Genomic DNA, 25,486 nt, shown 5'->3' on the forward strand with positions numbered 1-25,486 from the left:
GATCGACGTCAAACCTGCCGCCGACGCCCGATGGCGCCCATGTCCTGAATCTGCAGGACCAGACGCGCCGCCACGGACACGAAAGCCGCGGCGATCAGCGCATCCAGACTGGGCACGCCGGTCAAGGCGCCGACACCGGCCAGCGAGGCGATGCCGGCCAGCACACCCCCGCCCCAGGCCAGCAAGTGGATAACGGTGCGCGAGCGCATGCCCGGCAGGGGCGGCATTACGACATCCAGCAGGATGACCGGCGCGATCGGCGGAAGAATAATACCCAGGGCAAGAAGAAACGACATGAAGGCCCCGTTCATGCCCAGAATGTTCAGAACGACACCCGCACCGCCCGCTCCGACGACCCAGCGGTTCAGACGCCGGCTTCCGCCAAGATTCGCCAGCGCAAGACTGCCTGAATAGAGGCAGGCCGCCGCATCGACCCATGCACAGAGCACCGAGATCAGAACGGCAAGAAGCGTCAGGCCCGCGTCAGGCAGCGCCTCGATCAGCGTGGCATGGCCGCTGATCGCGGCCGGAACGCCGCCACCGATCATGACCAGCGGCCAGGCGATCGAAAGCGCGCCGAACGTGCCGGCCATCGCATCGGTCGGCCTGCGGACATAACGGCTGTAATCGGGCTGAATGAGAATACCAACGACGTACGACCCGACAACGGCCGATACGAAGCGACCGAATTCCGCCGACCCATGCCAGATGCCCGCCGAAGCCGCCGCCTCGGCGTGATGCGGGGATCCCCCCCGCCAGACCATCCATATCACTCCCGCGATCGCAAGCCCGACAGCGGGGGCCGCGATGGTGCCGATCCGCTCCAGCCCTTCCGCCCCGAACAGCACCGATGCGACGATCAGGACGCTGATCGGAGCCGAGATCGCCAGCGGGCTGATATCGAGGCCATAATGGGCCCGCAGGATGGCCGACGCACTCTGCCCAAGCAGGCCGCATGTCGATGCGAACCATCCTACCAGCGCCAGGCCGATTGCCAGTTTCACCAGCATTGAGGCCCGTCGTCCAAAAACGGATTCGGTGATGACCGCGAAACTCAATCCACTCTTCGCCCCCAGATAGGACGTGCCGCTGGACAGCACCCCCGTCAGCAGCGTACCCGCGACAATGGCCAGGCACCCCATGCCGATCCCCATGGACCTGAAGATCTCCCCGGAAAGAATAATCCCCGGCAGGCCGCATTGCGTGCCGAGGATAATGAGAAACACGCTCCAGCCATTGCCGCGCCGTTCATACGGAACAGGTGTCTGCACATATTCGTCGTGGGAGATATCCATGGGCCCATCCTGGTTCCGCTGGCGACCTGGAGCAGATCATGTTTGAACGGGTGCGTTCGAACAGGCGAAGAGACTCGTCAAAACAATAAACGAGAGCATTTCCACCGCACCTGCGTTCGATGGAAATGCTCTAAACCGCCGGGACAACGATTCGTCCCGCAAGAGGAGACGGTTTCCCGAAGAGACCCGACCGTTCAAGAAAATCCTTCGTCGGCGCCTGACAGCTTCCCTTCCGGCTTGGCATCCAGCGCACCATCTCACGGGCCTGCCCCATGAATTCCGCGCATTTGAACGCGGCCTGCTGGCAATCGACGACCGGAATGCTGAATTCTTCGCGCAGGCGGTCCGCATAACCGAACGCACTCGTGCATCCCAGGACGACCCCTTCGGCACGATCCTCGACGATGGCCGCCAGCTCCCGTGCGATGCCCGCGTTCTGACCGGAATCGGAAACTGGGTTGATCCACAACACTTTGGTCATGATGCATCTCCGCAATTCCCGTTACGACGCGATCGCGCGCGGGAAGGCTGATGTCCGCACGCCACGCTGTCCGTGCGACCAATGCGGGGAATCCGCACCGATCGCGCCGCACAGCCTGCTCGCGGATGCCGAAGCATTTTCATCGCCTCTCCCCCTTGACGCATCGCCTCATACCTTGTCAGGAAAAGCACGCGACGTCTATCGTATACGTAATTCGTTTTTGTGTGGAAATGAGAAAGCATGAACGGTTGCCATATTCCACATCGCCGGCATTCGGGCTTTGAACGACCGGCGGAAACGACATGACCCATGGCCTGAAATCGGTTGCCGTCGTTGGTGGCGGTGTCATCGCACGCAGCTGTGCCCTGGCCCTGCAACGCCGTGGCGTCGCCGTCACGATCATCGCCAAACCAGATGACGCGCCGGCGTCCTTCGGCAATGCCGGCCATATCGCGGCGGAACAGGTCGAGCCCCTGCCACGGGTTTCAACCCTGCTGTCCCTTCCACGCCTCCGCTTCCCCCGGGGTCCGGTGGCGGTCGATATGCGCCATCCCGCAGCCTGGCTTCCCTGGTCGTTCCGTTTCCTGCGCGCCTGCCTGCCGGATCAGGTGGCGCGCGGGCGTCAGGTGCTCCGCGCCCTTCAGGCGGAGTCCCTTCCAGCATGGGAACGCCTCGATCACTCGCTGCCCGGCCCCACGCTGCTGCAGCGCGACGGCACGACGAAGCTCTGGGAAGGCAGCGGCGCCGCGCTGCGCGCCCACGCGGCCTGCCAGGCCGATTGCGGCACCGCGACCGCCAGGCGGCTGACCGACAGTGAATGCGCGCGGATCAGCAGCCGCCTGCATGCGCCGGTCGCGGCGGGCGTGCATTATGGTGGTACGGCCCATGTCGTCTCGCCCAGCGAGGTTCTGGAACGACTTGCCGAGGCCCTTATCAATGCGGGCGGGACATGGATTGCCAACGAAGCGACAGGCCTGCGCGCGAACATCGACGGCATCACCGTCAGCACTCCGGATCGCGTCCTGCGGTTCGACGCCGCACTGGTCGCAGGCGGCGTCACCTCGGGGCGCCTGCTTCCCGATCTTCGGGTCCCCATGATTGCCGAGCGCGGCTATCATATCGAATGGGATCACGGCGACGTCCATGACCTGCCGAACATGGTGTTCGAGGACCGCGCCCTGGTGGTAACCCGCTTCGGCAAACGGCTCCGCGCAACGTCGTTCGTCGAATTCACGCGCCACGACGCACCGCCGGACCCGCGCAAATGGGCGGCACTCGAACGACATATCCATGCGCTGGGCCTGCCGGTCGCCTCCGCGATCGCACGCTGGCACGGGTCGCGTCCGACCTTGCCCGACTATCTTCCGATGCTGGGCAGACCGGCCGGCCAGCCGCGCCTTTTCATGGCATGCGGGCACAATCATCTGGGCCTGACCTTGGCAGCCACCACGGCCGAGCGAATGGCGGCCCACATGCTGGAGGGCACGCCGATTCCGCCTGCCCTGTCTCCAGACCGATTTCATCCCAGAACAAGAGGGACATCATGACCCTGACAGGCGAGCTTCTTGTCGGTTCGCGCCCGCGCGCGCGCGCCGAGACCTTCCATGCGGTGGACGCCACCACGGGCGAGGCATTGCCCACCGCCTTCTCCTGCGCGACGGCCGAGGATGTCGGCGAGGCCTGCATGCTGGCCGACGCGGCCTATGACACCTACCGCACGACACCCCCCGCGGAACGGGCCCGGTTCCTGGACACCATCGCGGAGGAACTGGACGCCCTGGGCGACACGCTGCCCGAGCGCGCCCATCGCGAAAGCGGCCTGCCGATGGCGCGCCTGCTGGGCGAACGGGCGCGCACCACCGGCCAGTTGCGCCTGTTCGCCCGGCTTCTGCGCGCCGGACGCTGCTTCGACGCCCGGATCGACCCGGCACAGCCGGAACGCACGCCGATGCCGCGCGCCGACCTGCGCCAGATCCGCATCGGCATGGGACCGGTCGCGGTTTTCGGCGCCAGCAACTTTCCGCTCGCCTTCTCCGTGGCCGGCGGCGATACGGCATCCGCCCTTGCCGCCGGCTGCCCCGTCGTCGCCAGGGCCCACCCGGCCCACCCGGGAACCAGCGAACTCGCGGGCCGGGCGATCCGGCGGGCGGTGGAACGATGCGGCCTGCCAGAGGGCGTGTTCTCGCTGCTCGGCGGCCCCGACCACGCCATCGGCGCGGCACTGGTCAGCGACGGCGCCATCGCGGCCGTGGGCTTTACCGGCTCGCGCGCGGGCGGCCTCGCCCTGTCCGCCATCGCGGCGGCACGCCCGGTTCCGATTCCCGTCTTCGCGGAGATGAGCAGCATCAATCCGGTCTTCCTGCTGCCTGCCGCTCTCGCCGCGCGCGCCGATGCATTGGCCAGCGCTTTCATCAGTTCCCTGAGCATGGGCGCCGGCCAGTTCTGCACCTCACCGGGCCTGGTCCTGGCGATCGCGGGAGAAAGCCTGGACCGCTTCAAGGCCGCGGCGGCACGGGCCCTGGCCACCGTGACACCCCAGACGATGCTGACATCGTCCATCCACGCAGCCTACGAGGCCGGGGTCGCCGCGCTGGCGGCTCGCCCCGGCGTTCACCTGCTGGCAAGCGGCCCCGAGTCCGGGCCACGGGCCTGCCACGCCACCCTGTTCGCCGCGGACGCACACGCCTTCCTGCACGATCCGGTATTGTCACACGAGATTTTCGGCTCCTGCGCCCTGATCGTCTCCTGCCCCGATTTCGATACGCTCCACACCGTCGCGCGTCGGCTGGAAGGCCAGTTGACCGCCACCCTCCAGATGGACGCGGCCGATACCGATCAGGCCCGGGCGCTCATACCGGTGCTGGAACGCAAGGCGGGCCGAATCCTGGCGAATGGCTGGCCAACCGGCGTCGAGGTCTGCCCGGCCATGGTTCATGGCGGCCCCTTCCCCGCCACCAGCGATGGCCGCACGACTTCGGTCGGCACGGCGGCCATCGAGCGTTTCCTGCGTCCGGTCTGCTATCAGGACCTGCCCGACGCCCTGCTGCCGGCCGCCCTGCGGGACGGCAATCCCCTGGCGCTCCACCGCATGATCGACGGCACGGACTGATCCATACCGCCCCGGCAACAGCGAGCAGACAGGATTGGCATGCATGCCCCCTGACGGTTTCAAACGCGATCTGGGACTGCTCGATCTGACCATGATCGGATTCGGCGCGATCTTCGGGTCCGGCTGGCTGTTCGCCGCCGCCCACGTCGCGGACATCGCAGGGCCCGCCAGCCTGATCTCCTGGGCCATAGGCGGCGTCGCGGTGCTCCTGATCGGCCTGATCTACTGTGAACTCGGCGCGGCGCTGCCGCTGACGGGCGGGGTGGTGCGCTACCCCGAACAGTCCCATGGCGCGATCGCCGGTTTCCTGATGGGCCTCATCACCACCATCGCGTTCTCCAGTCTGATCGCGATCGAAATCGTCGCCGCGCGCCAATATGCCGGCGCCTGGATCGGCGGCCTGACGCGCGACACGGCGGGCGATCCAACAATCGCCGGCTGGTGCGCGCAGACGGCCCTCCTCGCCGCCCTGTGCTGGATCAACTGGCGCGGCATCGCGACCTTCGCCCGCGTCAACACCCTCATGACGATCTTCAAATTCTGCGTGCCCGCCATGGTCGTGGTGGTGCTGCTTGCCCATCTGCACGGCGGCAATTTCACCGCGCATGGCTTCGCGCCGCATGGGGCGGCGGGCGTGCAGAGCGCCGTCGCCACCGGCGGCATCATCTTCGCCTATCTCGGCCTGACACCGATCCTGTCCGTCGCCAGCGAAGTGCGCCATCCACAGCGCACCATTCCCATCGCCCTGATCGCGTCCGTCGCGCTCTCAAGCATCGTCTACGTCCTGTTGCAGGCTGCTTTCATCGGCGCCCTGCCGACGGCCTTCCTTGCCGGCGGCTGGACAGACATCGGCACCCGGCTGCCCCTGCCATTCCACAATATCGCGATGGCGCTGGGTCTCGGCACGCTGGCAACCCTCGTGGTCATGGACGCCGTGCTGTCCCCCGCCGGCACGGGAAACATCTATATGTCGGCGACGCCCCGCATCATCTATGCATGGGCCCGGAGCGGCACGTTCCTTTCCGCCTTCACCCGCGTAAACCCCCGCAACGGCGTACCGGATGGCGCCCTGCTCCTGACCTTCGGGCTGGCCCTGTTCTGGACGTTGCCCTTTCCCTCCTGGCAGGCACTGATCTCCGTCGTGTCCTCCGCCCTCATGCTCAGCTACGCCTTCGCGCCGGTCTGCGCCGTCGCGCTGCGACGCAACCGTCCAGACATGGAACGCCCGTTCCGCGTCAGGGGGTTCACCCTGCTTTCTCCCCTCGCCTTCGCCATCGCGACATTGATCGTACTCTGGACAGGCTGGCCGACCCTGCGATGGCTGCTGCCCGTCCTGCTCGGCCTGTCAACGCTCATGCTGGCCTTGCGCTTCACGCGCGACGGGCGCGCCACCCTGCGTCACGACCTGCGCCATGCCGGCTGGATCTTCGTCTATTTCACGGGCCTGATCATTCTCTCCCGCGCCAGCCCGTTCGGAGGGCAGCATCTCCTGTCCACCGCATCGGCCGATCTGGCAACCATCCTGTTCGCCGTCGTGATCCACGAATGGGCTGGCCGCTGCCACCTTCCGCCAGCCACACACCATGCTGGCCCCACGCCATGAAAGAGAGGATCATGCCCGACCTTCCCCTCCTCACGGACAAAATTTCACCCACACTAAAATTCCGATTGACACTTTGAAGGAATACTTCAATCGTGTCACGGAACGAACTGGGTATGGTACGATTTGCGATGTCTCAACAGGGTTCACGCACCTCTCGACTTGCGCAGGCAGACGGCCTTGCTCCGCTGGGGCAACGGTTGCGTGCCGTACGCCAGGAGCGCGGCCTGACCCTGAAGGACGTCGCCGGTGCCGCGGGCTTCTCCGTGGGCTTCATCTCGCAGGTGGAACGCGGCATCACGGTCCCGTCCCTGACCTCCCTGCTTTCGATCGGCCAGGCGCTCGGCATCGACACCAACGATTTCTTTTCCAACTTCCGGCTGGAAAAGGATGCTGGTGAAGAACGACACGAACGCTCCCTGGACCCGTCAACCCATACGGCGGTGCGATACGAGCGCCTGTCCGTTCCCTTCCAGGGCAACATCCTGCGCAGCGTGATCATCCATAAGCCACCCGGCTTTCGCGATGCCCCCGTCAGCCATGAGGGCGAGGAAATCTTCTTCGTCCTGGCAGGGGAAATCACCCTGGAAGTCGCCGGCCACCGCTCGATCCTTCGCGCGGGCGATTCGGCGCATTTCCAGTCGACACACAAGCATTCGGTCTGGAACCATACCATGGAACCCGCCTCCGTCCTGCATACCTGCACGATGGACGTGTTCGCCGAGGATGGGCACGTCACGCCAGTCACCGATGTCGTGGCGATAACCCGCTCCCGAAAACGGAGCGATGCATCGTCATGACACACAAGTAGCATCACGATACTTCCCCACGGCGGGGAAGTGGAAAGACCATATCAATAAATGCACCGGCCGGATCACCATCCGGCCGGCGAGGGAAAGATCATGTCCGAACAACTGGACGATATCTTCATTCCGGCGATGCAGAACGGGTGCGAACAACCCGCCGGCATGTTTCATGCCCTGCACACGCTTGCGGACCAGGCCGTGGGCGTCAAGCTGTTCACCATAACGGCCTATGATCTGGAAAAGGGCGTTTCCGAGCGCCGCTATACCAACATGCCCGCTGCCTATCCCGTATCGGGCACCAAGCCGCTCAGCCCCGGCAAATGGTCCACCGTCGTCCTCGAGCGGCACGAGACGTTCGTCGCCAACACGATCTCGGAAATCGCCGAAGTCTTCAACGATCATGAGCTGATCCATTCACTCGGCTGCGCTTCGGTCATCAATGTTCCCGTCATCGTCGGCGGGCGGAATATCGGCAGCATCAACTGCCTGCACGAGGCCGGATATTACACGCCCTCACGCGTCCAGGCCGCGCAGTTTCTCAAAGTGCCCGGCGCAGTCTGCCTCTTGTCATAGCAATCTCGATCAGGAGATCGGATCATGTCACGGAAAACGATCCGGGTAACAACGGATGTCGGCGGAACATTCACGGATCTGGTCTGTTTCGAGACCGATCATGCCACAGGCGAGTCGCATGTCCTGACGGCCAAGTCGGATACGACGCCCCCCAACTTCGAGCAGGGGGTTCTGAACGTCATCGAAAAGGCCGGGATAACGGCCAGCGCGATCGATTTTCTCGCCCACGGCACAACGGTGGTCATCAACGCGCTGACCGAGCGCAAGGGCGCGAAGGTCGGCCTGATCAGCACCGAGGGCTTTCGGGACATCCTGGAAATCGCCCGTGGAAACCGGCCCGATTTCTTCAACCTCAACTACCGCAAGCCGCCGCCGTTCGTGCCCCGCCACCTGCGCGCGGAACTGCCGGGCCGGCTGTCCTACAAGGGCGAGGAATCCACGCCGCTCGATATGGCCACTCTGCCGTCGATCGTCGAGACGTTTCGTGCCGAAGGCGTGCAGGCCATCGCGATCTGCTTCCTGCATTCCTATGCCAATCCGTCGCACGAACAGGCCGTTTCAGCCGAAATCCGGCGACTGTGGCCCGAGGTTTCCGTCGTCGCGTCGCATCAGATCACCCGCGAATGGCGGGAATATGAACGGACGAACACGACCGTCCTGTCGGCCTATGTCCAGCCTGTGGCCGAACGCTACCTGTCGCGCCTGCGCAGCGGCCTGACCGATCGCGGCTTTGCCGGCAACCTCTTCATCATGCAGTCCAATTGCGGCGTCGATTCCGTCGATTCCACCGCCGCGACCCCGATCACGATGGTCGAATCCGGCCCCGCCTCCGGCTTCTGGGGCGCCGCCGAACTGGGGCGGATGATCGGCGAGCCGAACGTGCTGGCGCTCGATATCGGCGGCACCACGGCCAAATGCTCGCTGATCGAGAACGGCCAGGTCCGGATCATGACCGATTACTGGATCGAGCGGGACCGGACCTCGGCCGGTTATCCGATCATGGTGCCGGTGGTCGACCTGGTGGAAATCGGCAATGGCGGCGGTTCCATCGCCTGGGTCGACGAATTCGCCAAACTCCATGTCGGGCCCAAATCCGCTGGCGCCAGCCCCGGCCCCGCCGCGTACGGCCGAGGCGGCACCGACGCGACGACGACCGATGCGAATCTCTGGCTGGGCCGCATCAACCGCGATTATTTCTGCGGCGGGTCGGTAAAGGCCGACATGGAAGCCGCCGAACGGGCGCTGGAGGCGCTCGGCGCGAAGATCGGCATCTCCACCACCGACGTGGCGCGCGGCATTATCCGCATTGCCAACAACAACATGACCAACGCGCTGAAGCTGATTTCGCTGAACCGGGGCTTCGACCCGCGCGACTTCACGCTGGTCGCCTTCGGCGGCGGCGGCGCGATGCACGCGGTCGCGCTGGGCATGGAACTCGGCGTGCGCAAGGTCGTCATCCCCGCCAGCGCGTCCGTGTTCTCGGCCTGGGGCATGATGATGTCCGACCTGCGGCACGATTATTTCGTGACGCGCCTGATGGACATGGCGGACGGCGCCGAAAACGCGATCGGCACCCTGTTCGCCGAGATCGAGTCCGCCGCCACCGAACGCTTCGTCCAGGAAAGCGTGCCGGCGGAGACCATCCGCTTCATCCGCTACGTGAAACTGCGTTACCAGAACCAGGAACATACCACCGAGGTGCAGATCCCCGCCGGCGACCTCGCCGCCGGACATCTGGCCGATATCCTGGCGGCCTTCCACCAGACCTACGAGCGCGAATATACCTACCGCCTGGATGCGCCCGTCGAGATGGTCGGCGTGCACCTGGTGGCCTCGGCCGCCGTCGGCAAGCTGGACATGAAGGAAAAGCCCTGCGGCCCGCCCGACGCCGATGGCGCGCTGAAGGGCAGGCGACAGGTGGATTACGCGCAGGACGGCCTGCACGACGCGGCGATCTATGACGGCGACCGGCTTGCCCCCGGCATGCGTTTCCAGGGCCCCGCCATCGTCGAGGACAGCGGCACCACCATCGTGATCCATCCCGGCAACGGCGTATCCGTCGACGGATACGGCAATCTTCATATCCTTCTCGCTTCCGGAGAAGCCGCATGAACGACAGCACGGGCCCGGCCGGCCACGACCCGATCACGCTGGAGATCATCCAGAACTCGCTCCAGGCCGTGGCGGACGAGATGTTCGCCACGATGCGCAAGACGGCGATGAGTTCGATCATCTACGAAGTCCTCGACATGGGGACGGGCATCCTCGATGCACGGGGCCGCATCGCCTCGTCAGGCGCAGGCATTCCCTCGTTCGTCGGCGTGCTGGACAAGGCCGTCCAGGTCCTGCTGGCCAAGTTCCCGCAGGAGACGATCCGCCCGGGTGACGTCTTCATCACCAACGACCCCTATTATGGCGGCGTAACCCACCTGAACGACCTGGTGGTCGCCATGCCGGTCTTCGCGGAAGGGCGCATCATCGCCTGGACCGCGAACATCGCCCATAATTCCGATGTCGGTGGCATGGCACCCGGCTCCCTTTCGGTCCAGGCGACCGAAATCTTCCAGGAGGGCCTGCGCCTGCCGGCCATCCGCCTGATCGACGCCGGCGAGGCGAACGAGTCGGTCTTCGCGATCCTGCGCTGCAACTCGCGGATGCCGAACTTTCTGGAAGGCGATCTCTGGGCCGCCATCGCCGCCGTGCGGATCGGCGCCCGCCGCCTGACGGAACTGGCGACGAAATACGGCGTCGCGACATTCGAAACCGCGATGGAAGGGTTCATGACCTTCGGCGAGAAGGTCACGCTTTCCACCCTCGCCTCCCTGCCCCACGGCACCTTCGCACTGGACGAGGAGCAGGATGACGGCCGCGTCTACAACGTAAAGGTCACGATCTCACCGACCGAGTTCGTCGTCGACCTGCGCAACAACCCCGATCAGGACGTCGGCCCCACCAACACCAGCCGCGACGGCGCGATGATCTGCGCGCAGATGATGCTCAAGGCGCTGTGCGACCCCCAGTCGCCGGCCAATGACGGCACCTTCCGGCCGATCCGCCTGCTGACGCGCGAAGGCTCGGTCTTCCATGCGCGCGAACCCGCCGCGATCGGCTTCTATTTCGAAACCGAAGTGCGCGTCTTCGACCTGATCTGGCGCTGCCTGGCGCAGCACATGCCCGAGCGCCTCGGGGCCGGGCATTTCGCCACGATCGGCGGCACCTTCATCGGCGGCATCCATCCCGATACGGGCCGGCAATACACCATCATCGAACCGCAGATCGGCGGCTGGGGCGGCCGCGAGGGGCATGACGGCAACAGCGCCCTGTTCTCGGGCTTCCACGGCGAAACCTACAATTGCCCCGCCGAGATTTCCGAAGCCCGCAACGGCCTGCATATCGGCCGGATGGCGCTGCATACCGGGCCGGGCGGCGAGGGCCAGTGGTGCGGCGGGCGCGGCATCGTCATCGACTATGGCGTGCGCCAGGACAATTCCTTCCTGACGATCGGCTATACGCGCTCGCGCATCATGCCGTGGTCCCTGAAAGAGGGGCATGAGGGAACGGGCAACTACGCGCTGATCCTGCGCCGCGACGGCACGCAGGAGCGCCATGCCTTCGTCTCCGGCCTGCGCGTGGACAAGGGCGACGTGATCCGCATCGTCACCGGCACCGGCGGCGGCTATGGCAATCCCGCCCTGCGCGATCCCGCCCTGGTGGCCCGGGACGTGAAGAACGGCCTGATCACCGCCGAACATGCGCAGCACGTCTACATGACCTGACCGTCGCCGGCATGCCAATGCCGGAAGACGAACCCTCTTCCCTGCCAGTGTGAATGGACAGGTCCGGATGGCAGCCGGACGGCCGAAAGGTGGGTGATCATGCAATATATTACGATAAAGCAACGACTTGCGCGCCTCAGGCGCCGCATGGCGGACGACGGGGTGGACCTGCTGGTCCTGGGTCCCGGCACCTATGTCGAATGGCTGCTGGGCTTTCACCCCTACCCGGATGAGCGCGTGTCGCTGCTGCTGGTCGGGCCGCAGCAGGCCATGTTCGTCATGCCGGCGCTGAACGCGGCGGACACCCAGGCACGTTGCGACCTGCCCGTCGCCATCTGGACCGACGCACAGGGCCCCGCGCGGGCCCTGGACACGGCCCTGGCCGCGACCTGCCCCCCGTCCGCCACGCCCCTCCGCGTCGCCCTCGACGAGGCCATGCGGACCGATTTCGCCCTGGCCGTCCTCGACCGGCTGCCGGGCGCCAACGTGGTGATGGCCCGCGACGTCGCCGGCGCGGTGCGGATGCTGAAGGACCAGGAGGAATACAGGCTCCTCAAGGAAAATGCCGCGATCGCCGACCGCGCCATGCTGCATGCCCTGGCGACCATCCGTCCGGGTCTGACCGAAGCGGAGGTGGCGGAGGCCATAGCCGGGGCCTTCGCCGCCGAGGGCGCGAAGGTCAAGTTCGCCATCGTCGCCACGGGCCCGAACGGCGCCCTGCCCCACCACCATACGGGCGCCGCCGTGCTGTCGCCGGGCGATGCCGTCGTCATCGATATCGGCGCCCGCCGCGACGGCTATTGCAGCGACATCACCCGCATGGCGGTATTGGAGCATGAACCGGAAGGCTACGGGGAAATCCATGCGATCGTGGAGGACGCCGTACAGGCGGCGCTGAAGGCCGCCCGCCCCGGCGCAACGGCCTCTTCGGTCGACCGGGCCGCGCGCGGCGTGATCGAACAGGCGGGCTACGGGCCGTATTTCGTTCACCGCACCGGCCACGGCCTGGGCATGGAAGGGCACGAGGCGCCCTTCATCACCGAAACGTCCGAAACAGTTCTCGAAGCCGGCATGGTGTTTTCCATCGAGCCCGGGATCTACCTGCCAGGCCGTTTCGGCATACGCCTGGAGGAAATCGTCATCCTGCGCGACGACGGGCCGGAAATCCTCTCCGCCCTGCCCCGGGCGCTTTCCCGGATCGCGCCCCGCAGCCAGGACCGGACCCCAGGATCAGACCGATGACCGCTGACACGATCACACGCACCGTCATCCAGTCCGTCATCGCCTCGGCGGCCGAGGAGATGTTCGCCATCCTGAAGAAGACGGCGATGAGCCCCGTCATCTACGAGGTGCTGGATGTCGGCACCGGCATCACCGATGCCGACGGCAATCTCCTCAGTTCCGGCGCCGGCATTCCCACCTTCGTCGGCGTCCTGGACAAGAGCGTGAAATGGATCCTGTCCGTCCATCCCCGCGACAGCCTGCGCGAAGGCGACATGTTCGTGACGAACGATCCCTATCACGGCGGCGTCACGCACCTCAACGACGTCGTCGTGGCACTGCCGGTCTTCGCCGAAGGGCAACTGATCGCCTGGACCGCCTCCATCGCCCACTGGAACGATATCGGCGGCCTGGTCATCGGCTCCATGTCGACCGACGCGACCGAGATCTTCCAGGAAGGGCTGCGCCTTCCCGCCGTGCGCCTGTGCGCGGCGGGAAGGCAACTGGATGCGGTGTTCGACATCATCGCGGCCAACAGCCGCCTGCCGGATTTCGTCCGGGGCGACCTGTGGGCCCAGATCGCCGCGTCCCGCCTGGCCGCGCGCCGGCTGGTCGACATGGTCGGCCAGTACGGACAGGCAGCCTATCGCGACGCCGTCGACCATCTGTTCGCGGAAGGGGAGGCCCGCGTCCTGTCCGGCCTGGCCGCCCTGCCCCACGGCACATTCTCGCTGACCGAAACCCGCGATGACGGCACCCCGTGGTCGGTCACCGTCACGATCACCGCCGAGCGGATGACCGTCGACCTGCGCGATGCGCCGGACCAGCGCGCGGCCCCCTACAACACCACGCGCGACGGCGCGGTCATCGCCGCCCAGATGATCCTGAAGGCCCTGGCCGACCCGACGCCCGCCGCCAATGCGGGCTCGTTCCGGCCGCTGGAGGTCCTCACGCGCCCCGGCACGATCTTCCACGCGGACGGCACGGTCCCGCATGGCTATTATTTCGAGATCCGGATCGGGCTGTACGATCTGCTGTGGCACTGCATCGCGCAGGCCATGCCCGATCGCCTGCCGGCGGGTCATTTCAGTTCGATCTGCGGCACCGTCGTCGCCGGGCTCCACCCGGATACGGGCCGTCGTTTCACGATGGTGGAACCGCAGATGGGAGGGTGGGGAGCGACCGCGGAACGAGAAGGCGAAACCGCGCTCTATTCCGCATGCCATGGCGAGACATTCAACTGTCCCGCCGAAATTGTCGAAAGCCGCTACGGTCTCGACGTTCTCTATCGCCGCCTGAATCCGGCCCCGGCACCAGCCGGACGGCATCCCGGCGGCCAGGGACTGTCGATGTGCTACGGCGTCCGGGCAAAGGCCATTCTTTCGGCGGGCTACAGCCGGACGCGCCAGCCGGCATGGGGATCGGCCGGCGGGGGGCCGGGCGGCGTGAACCGCCTGGCCATCACACGCACCGACGGCCGCACGGAAAGCCACGCCTTCGTATCCGGCCTGTCGCTCCAGCCCGGCGACAGGATCGAAATCGGCACGGCGAACGGCGGGGCATGGGGCGCCGGCGCGGATGGCTGACCGCGCCCGGAAACAACGACACGCCGCATCACGACATCACGCGGATATCAGGTGGAAATCATGAGAAAATACATATCGAAAAAGCAGGTCATTCTGGCGTCCGTCTTCTCGCTCGGGCTGGTGCCCGCGGGGGTGGAAAACGCCTTCGCCGCGGTCGACACCGCCAGCGATCCCCCGGCCAAACGGCAGGGGCAGACCGGCAAGCCGGCCACCACCCCGGCGGCGAAGGCAAAGGCAAAGACAAACGCGGACAGCGCCCAGGCCGCCGTGGCGGCACCAGCACAGCCGAATCCCCAGTCCGAAGCCATCGTCGTCACCGGCCTGTCGCGCCAGCAGAAACTGCAATCCGCCCCCGTCTCGGCCACCGTCTTCACGGCGGCCAACATCAAGGACGCGCATATCCAGGGGGTCAGCGACTTCATCGCTCTCACCCCGAACGTCTCCATCACCCAGGCGCAGCAGGCCGGCGTGTCCTTCATCACCATTCGCGGCATCACCCAGGTCCGCAACGGCCAGAGCCCGGTCGCGGTGATCGTGGACGGGGTGCAGCAGATGGATTCCCGCCAGTTCACGCAGGATCTCTATGATGTCGGCCAGATCGAGGTGCTGCGCGGCCCGCAGGGCGACCTGTGGGGCCGCAACGCCATCGGCGGCGCCATCGTCATCAATACGCGCCAGCCGACGAACACCTTCTACGCCCATGCCGACGCCCAGTTCGGCAACGGCGCCGACTACCGGGGCAAGGTGTCCTTCGCCGGCCCGATCGTGAAGGACCGCCTGTTCTACGACGTCAATTTCAGCGAACATTCCTTCGGCGGCCTGCTGGAAAACGTCTATCTGCACAAGACCGTCGATCGCTCCAACGAATATACCGGCCGCGGCCACATCAAGGCCGTCATCACTGACGACCTGACCGCCGACTTCCGCGTCGGCTTCGACGAAACCCAGGGCGGCGCCAACAACTATCACTACCAGTCCGCCAAATACGACCCGAGCCAGCCCTGCTTCCTGGACCCGACGAACCCGTTCGGCGGTCCCGCGCCGGATGCGAACAATGTCAGCCGCACATTCTGCGCCAACAACCGGGGCTACAACCAGCGCGACATCCGCAACGCCTCGTTCCGCCTGGTTTATACAAAACCCTTCGCGACCTTCTCCAATACGCTGGGCTGGGTGAAGATCAACGAATATATCGGCACCGACCAGTTCCCCTACACCGCCACGCGCGGTTCGGGCTATGACGGCACACAGACCCAGTGGGCCCAGAATACGTCGTGGGAAGACGAATTCCGCGTCACGTCACGCTCCGATCGCCGTTTCCGCTGGATGGGCGGCGGCTATTTCCTCGATACACGCGACTATCTGGCCTCCACCACCGGGGCGGATACCGGCAGCGGCATCGCCCGTGTCAGCACCTCGCCGCTCTACGGATACGCGCCCAACCAGACACTGACCTATTTCGGCAATTCGGACCACAACCAGGACTTCGCGCTCTTCGGCCATCTGTCCTATGACATTCTCAAGAACCTGACGGCGGAATTCGGCTACCGGTACGACTGGAACTCGCTGAACCAGTACGTGAATCCGGAAAGCAGCGGCGGCGTGCCCACCGGCTGCACCATGTCGGGCGGGTCCTGCCAGCGCACGCGCTGGTTCAAGCAGGGCCAGCCCAAGGGCACGCTGACCTATCACGTCAACCCGAACCTGACCTTCTTCGTCGATTACGGCATCGGTTTCCGCAGCGGCCAGTTCAACCAGAGCGGCACGGCGGAGGCCGCGAACCTGCCGGGCGTCTACAATACCGTGAAACCCGAGGTGGCGAACACGGTCGAGGCCGGCTTCAAGAGCCAATGGTTCCATAATCGCCTGACCCTGAACGGCTCCTTCTTCGACACGCGCGACCGCAACTCGTTCTACTTCCTGTTCGTCGGCTCGGTCGGCGCGCAGATCCTGGTCAACATCAACAAGATCCACCTGACGGGCGGCGAACTGGAGGCCAAATATTCCATCCTTCCCGGCCTGGATGTGTTCGCCAATGGCGGCTACACCCACAGCTCGATCACCAAATACACGTTCGACCGCGCCGACCAGGGCAACTGGGCACCCTATATTCCGGAATTCACCGCCAATATCGGCGTGCAATACCACCATGCCTTCAACCGCTGGCTCGGCTTCTTCGGCCGCTTCGACGTCGAAGCCAAGGGCAAGCAGTATTGGGACCCGGAAAACGCGACACCGCGCAGCGCCTTCAATCTCTATAACCTGCAGGTCGGCGTCGAAAGCCCCAACCGGAAATGGTCCGCCACCTTCTACGTCAACAACCTGACGGACACCCGCTACAACGCCGAGTATGTCTCCGGCGGCTTCGCGCAGCCGGCCGAACCGCGCATGCTGGGGGGCGAGATCCAGTACACCTACTGACCCTCCACAGGGAGCCGTGCGGCCTCACCGCACGGCTCCCCGGCTTCTGATGCTGCTTGGAAAATCACCTGCCTGCGACCCGACGCGCATTTTCCGTGCTTCGCGGCACTCTCGCGCGGCAGGCCGACTTTTCAAACCGCCTCTTTCACGCAGGAGACGCGCATGCACGCGACGCACGACGAACATACCGCCAACGCCGTGCCCGAGGCCGAACGCGGCTCGGCATGGCGGATCTTCTTCATCGTCGCGGGCACGCAGTGCGGCCTGCCCGGCTTCGTCCTCTCCGCGCGCATCCTCTCGGCCCTCGGTCTTCATGACGGCATCGCCGCGATCATCGCCAGCGCCCTGATGACGGCGCTGCTGGCCGCCTTCACCTCCTGGCTCGGTGCCGCCACGGGCATGAGCCTCTCCCTTCTGAGCCTGCGCATCTTCGGCCCTTACGGTGCCGTCATCGTCCGCACGGTCATCGGCGTCTCGCTGGTCGGCTGGTTCGGGGCCACGATCGGGCTGCTGGGCAGCACGGCGGCGCCGGCACTCAGCGAGCAGTTCCATCTCCACGTCTCCCCGCATCTGGTATCGGCCCTCGCCGGCATCGGCATCGTCATCGGCACCTGCATGGGCGCCCGCGGTCTCGAACGGATCGGCCAGGTCGTCATTCCGGTCGTGGCCCTCGGGCTGATCGCCGGCATCGCACGCACATGGCATGCCCTGCCGGCCGCCGCCCTGCATGGCGGCACCCACGCCCTCACCTTCGGGGGGGCCGTCTCGGCGATGATCGGCTCCTACGTCGTCGGCATCATCATCCAGCCGGATTACAGCCGCTTCGTACGGTCGGCGCGCGGCGCCGCCACCGCCGTCGTGGCCGCGCTGGGGCTGGCCTATCCGGTCATCATGATCGCCTCGGGCATCCCCTCGCTGGCCCTGGGGCGGCCCGACCTCGTCTCCGCCCTCGTCGCGCTGGGCTTCGGCATCCCCGCGCTGCTGGTGCTGGTTCTCAGCGCGTGGATCGACGCCTCGGCCTGCCTCTATTCCGGCAGCCTCGCCCTGGCAAACCTGTTCCAGGGCCGCCGCCTATGGCCCTATGTACTCGGCAGCGGCATCGTCGGCGGCATTCTGGAACTCGGGGGCCTGACCGATGCCTATGTGCGCTTCCTGCTCCTGCTCGGCATCGTCCTGCCGCCGATCGCCGCCATCCTGATCGTGGATGCCCTGATCGGCCTCCCGGACAATGCCGGCCGCGCGGCGGCGGGCAGGCAGCATGCCGCGATCCTGGCATGGCTATGCGGCGGCATCGCCGGCGCCCTGTCCGAATGCGGCATGACGAGCCTGACGGACATTCCCACCTTCGACGGGCTGCTGGTCTCGGCCAGCATCATGACGGTCACCAGCCTGTACGGCCGCCTCACGACATCCGACCCAGCCATCTGACCACCCGACGCGCCCCGCCGCGCAACGAAAGGTCCTTTCACGAAATTGTAGCCACACGCAACGAAATGCCCGCCGGCGGGTTGCGGCCAGGATGCTCCGTCCACGCCCGGAAAGACCGAAGGCCCCCCGATGCTTCAGATGCTGCGCATGCTCGTCGGTCTCAGCATTTTCGCCGGCCACTGGTCGGAACCCTATGTCGGGCAATTATGGCCGCAGGGGCAGATCGCCATCGACATCTTCTTCATGATCGAGGGCTTCATCGCGATGGGCTACCTGGCCCGGCCCGCCGTTGCCGGCACGGCCAGATGGCGGATTGTCGCCAGCCGCATCGCCCATATCTACCCGATCTATGCCCTGGCCCTCGTCGCCGGCTTCTGTTCGTTCACCCCCCTCGCCCTCACCCACGCGCAAGGATGGACGATCGCGAACTGGCTCGCCGCCTTCTTCTCGGGCCTCGTCCTGCTGCCCTTCTTCTCGACACTCGTTCACGGCTCGGTCTTCCCGCTCAATCCGCCAAGCTGGGCCATCGTGCTGGAACTGTTCGGATTCGCGCTTCTGGCGTACCTGCGCGTTCAAAAATCTCCCGGGCGGCTGCTCGCCTTATGGATCGGCGCGGCATCCACCTATCTCGTGCTCGGCGCATTCTGGCGCGATCCCAACGCGGGCTGGGCCACGGTGCATTACTGGGGCGGCTGGCCACGCATGATCATGGGCTTCGCCGGTGGCGCGTTGCTGTGGCACCTCCACAGCCGCTACGGCGCACGCACTGCCAAGATCCCCCCGCTCGGCGTCCTGGCGCTCTTCATCGGCATGCACCTGCCGAAGATCCACCTCATCGGCTGGCCATTGCTGGGTCTCGGCGTCCCCCTGCTGGTCTGGTCCGCCGCGTCATGCGCGCGTCCCGCCTGGCTCGAAGCCGTCGCACCCTTCGCCGAACGGAACACGCTCGCCCTCTACCTGCTCGGCTACCCCGTCATGATGCTCTGGCGCTTCGCGGACAGTATTTTCACGCTGCGCCCCGCCTTCGCCGGCAGCGCCGCAGGCTTCGCCCTGGTCCTCGGCAGCCTGCTGGCGGCAAGCGTGATCACCATGCACCTCCAGAAAACCCTGGGCCGACAGGCACAGGGCTGACCCGCCCGGCATCCCGCCACCCCCTTGGACGCCCGGAGGACAAAGGCCTATCGTCGGCAGGCAGACGAAACCACCCCATGGAATGATGCCGCCGACCATCCCCCCGACCACCGACCCGCTGGCCGGGTTCACCCAGGCGACCCGCGCATGGTTCACCACCGCGTTCGCGTCGCCGACACCGGTGCAGGCGGCGGCCTGGGCGGCCATCGGCGCCGGCGAGAACGCGCTGGTCATCGCCCCCACCGGCTCCGGCAAGACGCTGGCCGCCTTCCTGCACGCGATCGACCGGCTGTTCCGCGAGCGCGAGGCAGACGCCACCGCCACCCCATCCGAGACAAAACCGGCCACACGCATCCTCTACATCTCACCGATCAAGGCACTCGGCGCCGACGTGCAGCGCAACCTCCGCCTCCCGCTCCACGGCGTCGAGGCGGAGCGCACCCGGCGCGGCGACCCGCCGGTCACCCTCACGGTCGGCATGCGCACCGGCGACACACCGGCCACCGAACGCGCGAGCCTGCTGCGCCGGCCGCCCGACATCCTCATCACCACCCCGGAATCGCTCTACCTGATGCTCACGTCGAAGGCGCGCGAGACGTTGCGGGGCGTGCAGGCGGTCATCCTCGACGAGGTCCACGCCGTGGCCGCCACCAAGCGCGGCGCGCATCTGGCCCTGAGCCTGGAACGCCTGGACAGCCTGCTGCCCACACCCGCGCAGCGGATCGGCCTGTCGGCAACCGTGCGCCCCGCCGACCGGGTGGCGCATTTCCTGGGGGGTGCCCGGCCGGTCACCATCGTCAATCCCCCCGCCAGCCGCCGGCTCGACCTCACGATCGTGGTGCCGGTAGAGGACATGAGCAACCTCGCGGCCACCGGCCAGCCTGGCGACGGAGACCGCAGCACGCGCGCAGGCTCCATCTGGCCGCATGTCGAAGCCAGCATCCTCGACAAGGTCCTGGGCCAGAGCGCGACGATCGTCTTCACCAATTCGCGCGGCCTGGCCGAAAAACTCACCGCACGGCTCAACGAACTCTACGCCGAACGCTTCACGCAGGACGCACCGGACACCGGTCCCCCCGTCCATTACGCCTCGGTCGCCGGCAGCACCGAAAAGCGCGCAACGGGCGTGCCGCCGCTGATCGCCCGCTCCCATCACGGCTCGGTCTCCAAGGAACAGCGCCGCGAGATCGAAACCGCCCTCAAATCCGGCGCGTTGCGCTGCGTGGTGGCGACATCGAGCCTGGAACTGGGCATCGACATGGGGCTGGTCGATCTGGTGATCCAGGTCGCCGCCCCACCCTCGGTGGCCAGCGGCCTGCAACGGGTGGGCCGCGCGGGCCATCAGGTCGGCGGCGCCTCGGCCGGGCTGGTCTATCCCCGTACCCGGCGCGACCTGGTCGATGCCACGGTCACGGTCGCCTCCATGCGCGCCGGCCGCATCGAGGCGATCGACCCGCCCCGTAACCCGCTCGACGTCCTGGCCCAGCAGACGGTGGCGGCCGTCGCCGTCTCGCCGCTCCAGGTCGAGGACTGGTACGCGACGGTACGCCGCGCCGCCCCTTTCGCCAGCCTCCCCCGCAGCGCGTTCGACGCCACGCTGGACATGCTGGCCGGCCGCTACCCCTCCGACGATTTCGCCAATTTCCGCCCGCGCCTGGTCTGGAACCGCGAAACCGGGCTCCTGACCCCCCGTCCCGGCGCCCTGCAACTGGCCGTCACCAGCGGCGGCACCATCCCCGACCGGGGCAGCTTCACCGTCGTCCTGCCCGAAGGCGAGGAACGCGCCGGCTCACGCCGCGTCGGCGAACTCGACGAGGAGATGGTCTACGAATCCCGCGTCAACGACATCATCACCCTGGGCACCACCTCCTGGCGCATCGAGCAGATCACCAACGACCAGGTCATCGTAACACCCGCGCCGGGCCGCTCCGCCCGCCTGCCCTTCTGGCACGGCGACGGCGTACGACGCCCCGCCGAACTGGGCGAAGCGATCGGCGCCTTCCTGGCCACGCTCGACGCCGATACGCGAGAGGCGGCCGAAGACCCCACCCCCAGCCCGGAAACCCGTCTGCGCGCAGCCGGCCTCGACACGAACGCCACCACCAACCTGCTGGCGCTGATCGAGGCCCAGCGCACGGCAACCGGCGTGCTGCCGACCGACCGTACCCTGGTGGTCGAACGCTGCCGCGACGAATCCGGCGACTGGCGGGTGATCCTGCACAGTCCCCATGGCCGCCGCGTGCACGACCCATGGGCGCTTGCCATCGCGGCACGGGTGCGGCGCCGGTTCGGCATCGACCCGTCGGTGGTGGCCAGCGACGACGGCATCGTCGCCCGCCTGCCCGACACCGCCGGCCAGGTACCGGGCGCGGAACTCTTCCTCTTCGACCCGGAAAAACTCCGTGGCATCGTCACCGACGCCGTGGGCAGCTCGGCCCTGTTCGCCGCCCGCTTTCGCGAATGCGCCGCCCGCGCGCTGCTGCTGCCCCGCCGCGCCCCCGGCCACCGCTCCCCCCTGTGGCAGCAGCGGCTGCGCGCCGGCCAGTTGCTGGAAATCGTCCGCGACCACCCGGATTTCCCGATCCTGATCGAAACCGCCCGCGAATGCCTGCGCGACGTGTACGACCTCACCGCCCTCGACAGCCTGGCCCGCCGCCTCGCCGACGGCACGGTGCGGATCGTCGAAGTCACCACCGAGATCCCCTCCCCCTTCGCGGCAGACCTGCTGTTCGGCTACGTCGCGGAGTTCATGTATGCGACCGACGCGCCGATCGCCGAACGCCGCGCCTCGGTCCTGTCGCTGGATAGCGGCCTGCTGGCCGACCTTCTCGGCGAAGTCGATCTGGGCACCCTGCTCGACCCCACGGTCACGGAGCAGGTCGAACAGGAATTGCAGCGCCTCACACCCCCCTACCGCGCAAAGGGACCGGAAGGCGTGGCCGACCTGTTGCGCGAACTCGGCCCGTTATCGACGCAGGAGGTCGCGCAACGCCTCGCGGAAGGCGACGCCGAACCCTGCCTCGCCACCCTCGCCGCCGACCACCGGGTCATCGCCATAACCATCGCCGGCCAGCCCTGCTGGGCCGCCGTTGAGGACGCCGCCCGCCTGCGCGACGCGCTGGGCGTCGCCCTCCCGCCCAACCTGCCCGAGATTTTCCTCGCCCCCACCGCCGATCCGCTCCGCGAACTGGTCGCACGCCACGCCCGCACCCATGGCCCCTTCACGACGCACGCGGTCGCCCAGCGGTTCGGCCTCGGCGTCACGGTCGCCGACGCGGCGCTGGACCGGCTGCGCGACCAGGGCAAGCTGCTCAAGGGCAATTTCGGCGTCGAACGCCGGCAGGAGGCACGGGACGACACCCCGCCCCCCACGCCCAACCCGCTGGCAACCCACGAATGGGTCGCCGATGACGTGTTCAAGCGCCTGCGCCTGCGCGCCCTGCAAGCCGCGCGCGCGGCAACCCGCCCGGCGGGGCAGGATGCCTATACCCGCCTGCTGCTGGAACGCCACGTCCTGAGCGCCGAGCCCGGCGGCCTGGGCCCGCTCGCCGGCATCGACGGCGTCGCCCGGGTCATCGAACAACTGGCCGGCGTGCCCCTGCCGCCCGCCTTGTGGGAGAACCAGATCCTCCGCGCCCGCGTCCCCGACTACACCCCGGCGATGCTGGACGAACTGATCGGCCACGGCACCATCCTGTGGTGCGGCCATGCCACCCCCGGCGGCGAGGACGGGCTGGTCTCCCTGCATCCCCGCGACTTCGCCGCCGAAACCCTGCCGCCCCCGCCGGATGCCGAGCGCATGGCGGCCCTGCCCCCCATCCAGCGCGCCATCCTCGCCATTCTCGCCGATGGCGGCGCCTATTTCGCCCGCCAGCTCGCCACGCTGGCCCCCGCCCGGCTGGCAGCGGACCCGGACAATGACTGGGACAGCACCCCCATCCTGACAGCATCCGAACTCGATACGGCGTTATGGGACCTCGCCTGGGCCGGCCATGTCACCACCGATAGCTGGTCGCCACTCCGCGCCCGCTCGGGCGCCCGCGCCAGCCACCGCCCCCGCCCGGTCCAGCGATCACGACGCCACCGGGCGCTGCATGGCGGCGCCTTCGCGCGCCCATCGGGCGACCCCACCCTGGCCGGCCGCTGGTCGCTGCTCCCCCGCGAAGCCGTCACCGATACCGCCCGCGCGCTGGCCCTGGCCGAGGGCCTGCTGGACCGCTACGGCATCGTCACGCGCGGCGCCACCATCGCGGAAGCCGTGCCCGGCGGCTTCCCGTCCCTCCAGCCGATTTTCCGCAGCATGGAAGATGCCGGCCAGATCCTGCGCGGCCGCTTCGTCGAAGGGCTGGGCGCCGCGCAATTCGCCGAACGCCCGACCATCGACCGCCTGCGCGAGCACGCGGAACGCCCCACCACACATCCGCTCGCCATCGCGCTCTCGGCGGCCGACCCCGCCAACCCGTTCGGCACCGTCCTGCCCTGGCCGCCGCACCCGTCCACGACCCGCCCGACACGCCGGCCCGGCGCCTTCGTCGTCATCGCCGGCAACCGCCTCGCCTTCTACCTCACCCAGGGCGGCCGCACCCTGCTGACCTATCTCGATCCGGACGACCCCGCCCACACGGACCTGCTCACCCCGGCCCTGTCCGCCCTCGCCGCCGCGCTGAAGCGCGAAAAGCACCTCATGTTCACGCTTGAGATGGTCAACGACCACCCCGTGCAGACAACCCCCCTCGACGCCCCCCTGCGCGCCTGCGGCTTCTCGATGATGCCGAAAGGCCTGGGCTGGCATCAGTAACGCGCAAAAACGCATCACCCCCAGGCGCCCAGGATTTCGTCCGCCGTCGCCGTTTCGACCTGCTGGCCAAAGCGCGTCAGATACACCCGCATCGAGGCGTCATGCGCGGAATCCGACGAACTGCACAACGCATCCAGCGCAATGACGACCCGATACCCACGGTCGATCGCGCCGAGCACCGTCGCGAGCACGCAGATATCGGTCTCCCCACCCGTAATGATCAGCGTATCCGTCTCCCGCCGGGCAAGCCGCGATTGCAGGTCCGTCTTTATCCAGGGAGAATAAACGTGCTTGTCCACCACCACCGCCGGCGGCACGAAACGGCGCAACGCCGGCATCAGTTCCACCATGTCTTCCCCGACATGCTCCAGCGTCATCGAGGCCCAGCGCCGATAATAATGCCGCCACGTACCCTGCCCCTCTCCCGGATGGGCGGCGGGAATGAAGCGGGTAAAGATCGTCCTGTCCGGCGCATGTGCGACAACCCGCTCCACAACCGGACAGACGCGCTTCATCCATGGCATGTACCAATCGGTCTCTTCCGCAAACATCCGCTGCATGTCGACGCAGAGATGAATACAATGCGCGCCGAGAGGCCCATAGCGGAGTGCGTCCGACATCGCGGTGCGGCGCCTCAGGCAGACAGCACCGCCGGCTCGCCCGCAAACAACCGGACGATGGCGGCACAGAAAGCGGGCAGGTCGTCCGGCCGGCGGGACGTGACCAGCTTGCCGTCCACCACCACCTCCTCGTCCACCCACTCCGCCCCCGCATTCCTCAGGTCGGTCCGCAACGAGGGCCAGGACGTCATGCGATGCCCCGCAACGCCGCCCGCCTCGATCAATGTCCACGCGCCATGACAGATCGCCGCGATCGGCTTGCCCGTCTCGACGAAATGCCGCACGAACGCCACCGACGCATCGTCGATGCGCAACTGGTCGGGGTTCGTCGTCCCGCCCGGCAGCACAAGCCCATCGAACGCCTCGGCCCGCGCCTCGGCAACCGGCCGCTCGACCGCATATGTCCGCGCCGGATGCACGTCCGCCTCCATCGCCTGTATTTCCGCCCGCTGCGGCGAAACCAGGACGGTAAACGCACCAGCCTCGCGCAACGCCTCGCCGGGCTTCACGAGTTCCACGTCCTCGACGCCATCGGTCGCCAGAATCGCGATACTCCGTCCGCTCAGGTCAGACATCATCTCTTCTCTCCCTTACCGGATAACGACATTTCCATTCCGACACGTCATGAATCATCCGCGTGC

At 67.0% G+C, this 25,486-nt stretch carries 17 protein-coding genes; 13 read left to right on the top strand and 4 right to left on the bottom strand.

The annotated features are described in order from the left end of the window. Nucleotides 1-8 precede the first annotated feature (8 nt). Both ACMAUO_RS08310 and ACMAUO_RS08315 read right to left on the bottom strand, forming a co-directional pair. The gene (locus ACMAUO_RS08310; protein WP_420356446.1) at nucleotides 9-1,295 is read right to left on the bottom strand and encodes a cytosine permease; all 1,287 of its coding nucleotides are present in this window, start codon (nucleotides 1,293-1,295) and stop codon (nucleotides 9-11) included. A 130-nt stretch (nucleotides 1,296-1,425) separates the two neighbouring features. Further along, nucleotides 1,426-1,776, bottom strand: coding sequence for an aspartate/glutamate racemase family protein (locus ACMAUO_RS08315; RefSeq protein WP_420356447.1), 351 nt, complete (start codon nucleotides 1,774-1,776; stop codon nucleotides 1,426-1,428). 302 nt (nucleotides 1,777-2,078) lie between these two features. On the opposite strand from ACMAUO_RS08315, the gene ACMAUO_RS08320 reads away from it, so the two are divergent. The 13 genes from ACMAUO_RS08320 to ACMAUO_RS08380 all read left to right on the top strand — a co-directional run bounded on the left by ACMAUO_RS08320 (nucleotide 2,079) and on the right by ACMAUO_RS08380 (nucleotide 24,225). Then, nucleotides 2,079-3,323 carry an NAD(P)/FAD-dependent oxidoreductase gene (locus tag ACMAUO_RS08320; RefSeq protein ID WP_420356448.1) on the top strand — a complete coding sequence of 415 codons (1,245 nt, stop codon included), beginning with the start codon at nucleotides 2,079-2,081 and terminating at the stop codon, nucleotides 3,321-3,323. Continuing rightward, nucleotides 3,320-4,885, top strand: coding sequence for an aldehyde dehydrogenase (NADP(+)) (locus tag ACMAUO_RS08325; protein WP_420356449.1), 1,566 nt, complete (start codon nucleotides 3,320-3,322; stop codon nucleotides 4,883-4,885). The genes ACMAUO_RS08320 and ACMAUO_RS08325 overlap by 4 nt, the downstream gene beginning before the upstream one ends. A 43-nt stretch (nucleotides 4,886-4,928) precedes the next feature. Beyond that, complete coding sequence (locus ACMAUO_RS08330; RefSeq protein ID WP_420356450.1) at nucleotides 4,929-6,488, top strand: APC family permease; 1,560 nt, start codon at nucleotides 4,929-4,931, stop codon at nucleotides 6,486-6,488. Nucleotides 6,489-6,685: 197 nt separating this feature from the next. Continuing rightward, nucleotides 6,686-7,285 carry a helix-turn-helix domain-containing protein gene (locus ACMAUO_RS08335; RefSeq protein ID WP_420356451.1) on the top strand — a complete coding sequence of 200 codons (600 nt, stop codon included), beginning with the start codon at nucleotides 6,686-6,688 and terminating at the stop codon, nucleotides 7,283-7,285. A gap of 102 nt (nucleotides 7,286-7,387) precedes the next feature. Beyond that, nucleotides 7,388-7,864, top strand: a complete 477-nt coding sequence (locus ACMAUO_RS08340; RefSeq protein ID WP_420356452.1) for a GAF domain-containing protein — start codon at nucleotides 7,388-7,390, stop codon at nucleotides 7,862-7,864. A gap of 24 nt (nucleotides 7,865-7,888) precedes the next feature. Further along, nucleotides 7,889-9,976: a hydantoinase/oxoprolinase family protein gene (locus ACMAUO_RS08345; protein ID WP_420356453.1), complete on the top strand. Its 2,088-nt coding sequence runs from the start codon at nucleotides 7,889-7,891 to the stop codon at nucleotides 9,974-9,976. Beyond that, complete coding sequence (locus tag ACMAUO_RS08350; RefSeq protein ID WP_420356454.1) at nucleotides 9,973-11,640, top strand: hydantoinase B/oxoprolinase family protein; 1,668 nt, start codon at nucleotides 9,973-9,975, stop codon at nucleotides 11,638-11,640. Before ACMAUO_RS08345 ends, ACMAUO_RS08350 begins: the two co-directional genes overlap by 4 nt. A 99-nt stretch (nucleotides 11,641-11,739) precedes the next feature. Continuing rightward, nucleotides 11,740-12,882, top strand: coding sequence for a M24 family metallopeptidase (locus ACMAUO_RS08355; protein ID WP_420356455.1), 1,143 nt, complete (start codon nucleotides 11,740-11,742; stop codon nucleotides 12,880-12,882). Then, nucleotides 12,879-14,447 (top strand): hydantoinase B/oxoprolinase family protein, encoded by a 1,569-nt coding sequence (locus ACMAUO_RS08360; protein WP_420356456.1) that lies wholly within the window; start codon nucleotides 12,879-12,881, stop codon nucleotides 14,445-14,447. The genes ACMAUO_RS08355 and ACMAUO_RS08360 overlap by 4 nt, the downstream gene beginning before the upstream one ends. Nucleotides 14,448-14,507: 60 nt before the next feature. Beyond that, the gene (locus tag ACMAUO_RS08365; RefSeq protein ID WP_420356457.1) at nucleotides 14,508-16,868 is read left to right on the top strand and encodes a TonB-dependent receptor; all 2,361 of its coding nucleotides are present in this window, start codon (nucleotides 14,508-14,510) and stop codon (nucleotides 16,866-16,868) included. Between the two features lie 162 nt (nucleotides 16,869-17,030). Then, nucleotides 17,031-18,296, top strand: a complete 1,266-nt coding sequence (locus ACMAUO_RS08370; protein WP_420356458.1) for a cytosine permease — start codon at nucleotides 17,031-17,033, stop codon at nucleotides 18,294-18,296. A 129-nt stretch (nucleotides 18,297-18,425) separates the two neighbouring features. Continuing rightward, nucleotides 18,426-19,427, top strand: a complete 1,002-nt coding sequence (locus tag ACMAUO_RS08375; RefSeq protein WP_420356459.1) for an acyltransferase family protein — start codon at nucleotides 18,426-18,428, stop codon at nucleotides 19,425-19,427. Nucleotides 19,428-19,509: 82 nt separating this feature from the next. After that, the gene (locus ACMAUO_RS08380) at nucleotides 19,510-24,225 is read left to right on the top strand and encodes an ATP-dependent helicase (RefSeq protein WP_420356460.1); all 4,716 of its coding nucleotides are present in this window, start codon (nucleotides 19,510-19,512) and stop codon (nucleotides 24,223-24,225) included. 14 nt (nucleotides 24,226-24,239) lie between these two features. Here ACMAUO_RS08380 and ACMAUO_RS08385 read toward each other — a convergent pair whose 3' ends face one another. Together ACMAUO_RS08385 and ACMAUO_RS08390 are read right to left on the bottom strand one after the other, a co-directional pair. After that, on the bottom strand, nucleotides 24,240-24,845 hold the full coding sequence (locus ACMAUO_RS08385) for a cysteine hydrolase family protein (RefSeq protein WP_420356461.1): 606 nt from the start codon (nucleotides 24,843-24,845) through the stop codon (nucleotides 24,240-24,242). Nucleotides 24,846-24,859: 14 nt separating this feature from the next. After that, nucleotides 24,860-25,420 carry a type 1 glutamine amidotransferase domain-containing protein gene (locus ACMAUO_RS08390; RefSeq protein WP_420357238.1) on the bottom strand — a complete coding sequence of 187 codons (561 nt, stop codon included), beginning with the start codon at nucleotides 25,418-25,420 and terminating at the stop codon, nucleotides 24,860-24,862. Nucleotides 25,421-25,486 lie beyond the last annotated feature (66 nt).

It is taken from the genome of Gluconacetobacter brunescens, assembly GCF_048695475.1.
Taxonomy (GTDB): Bacteria; Pseudomonadota; Alphaproteobacteria; order Acetobacterales; family Acetobacteraceae; genus Gluconacetobacter.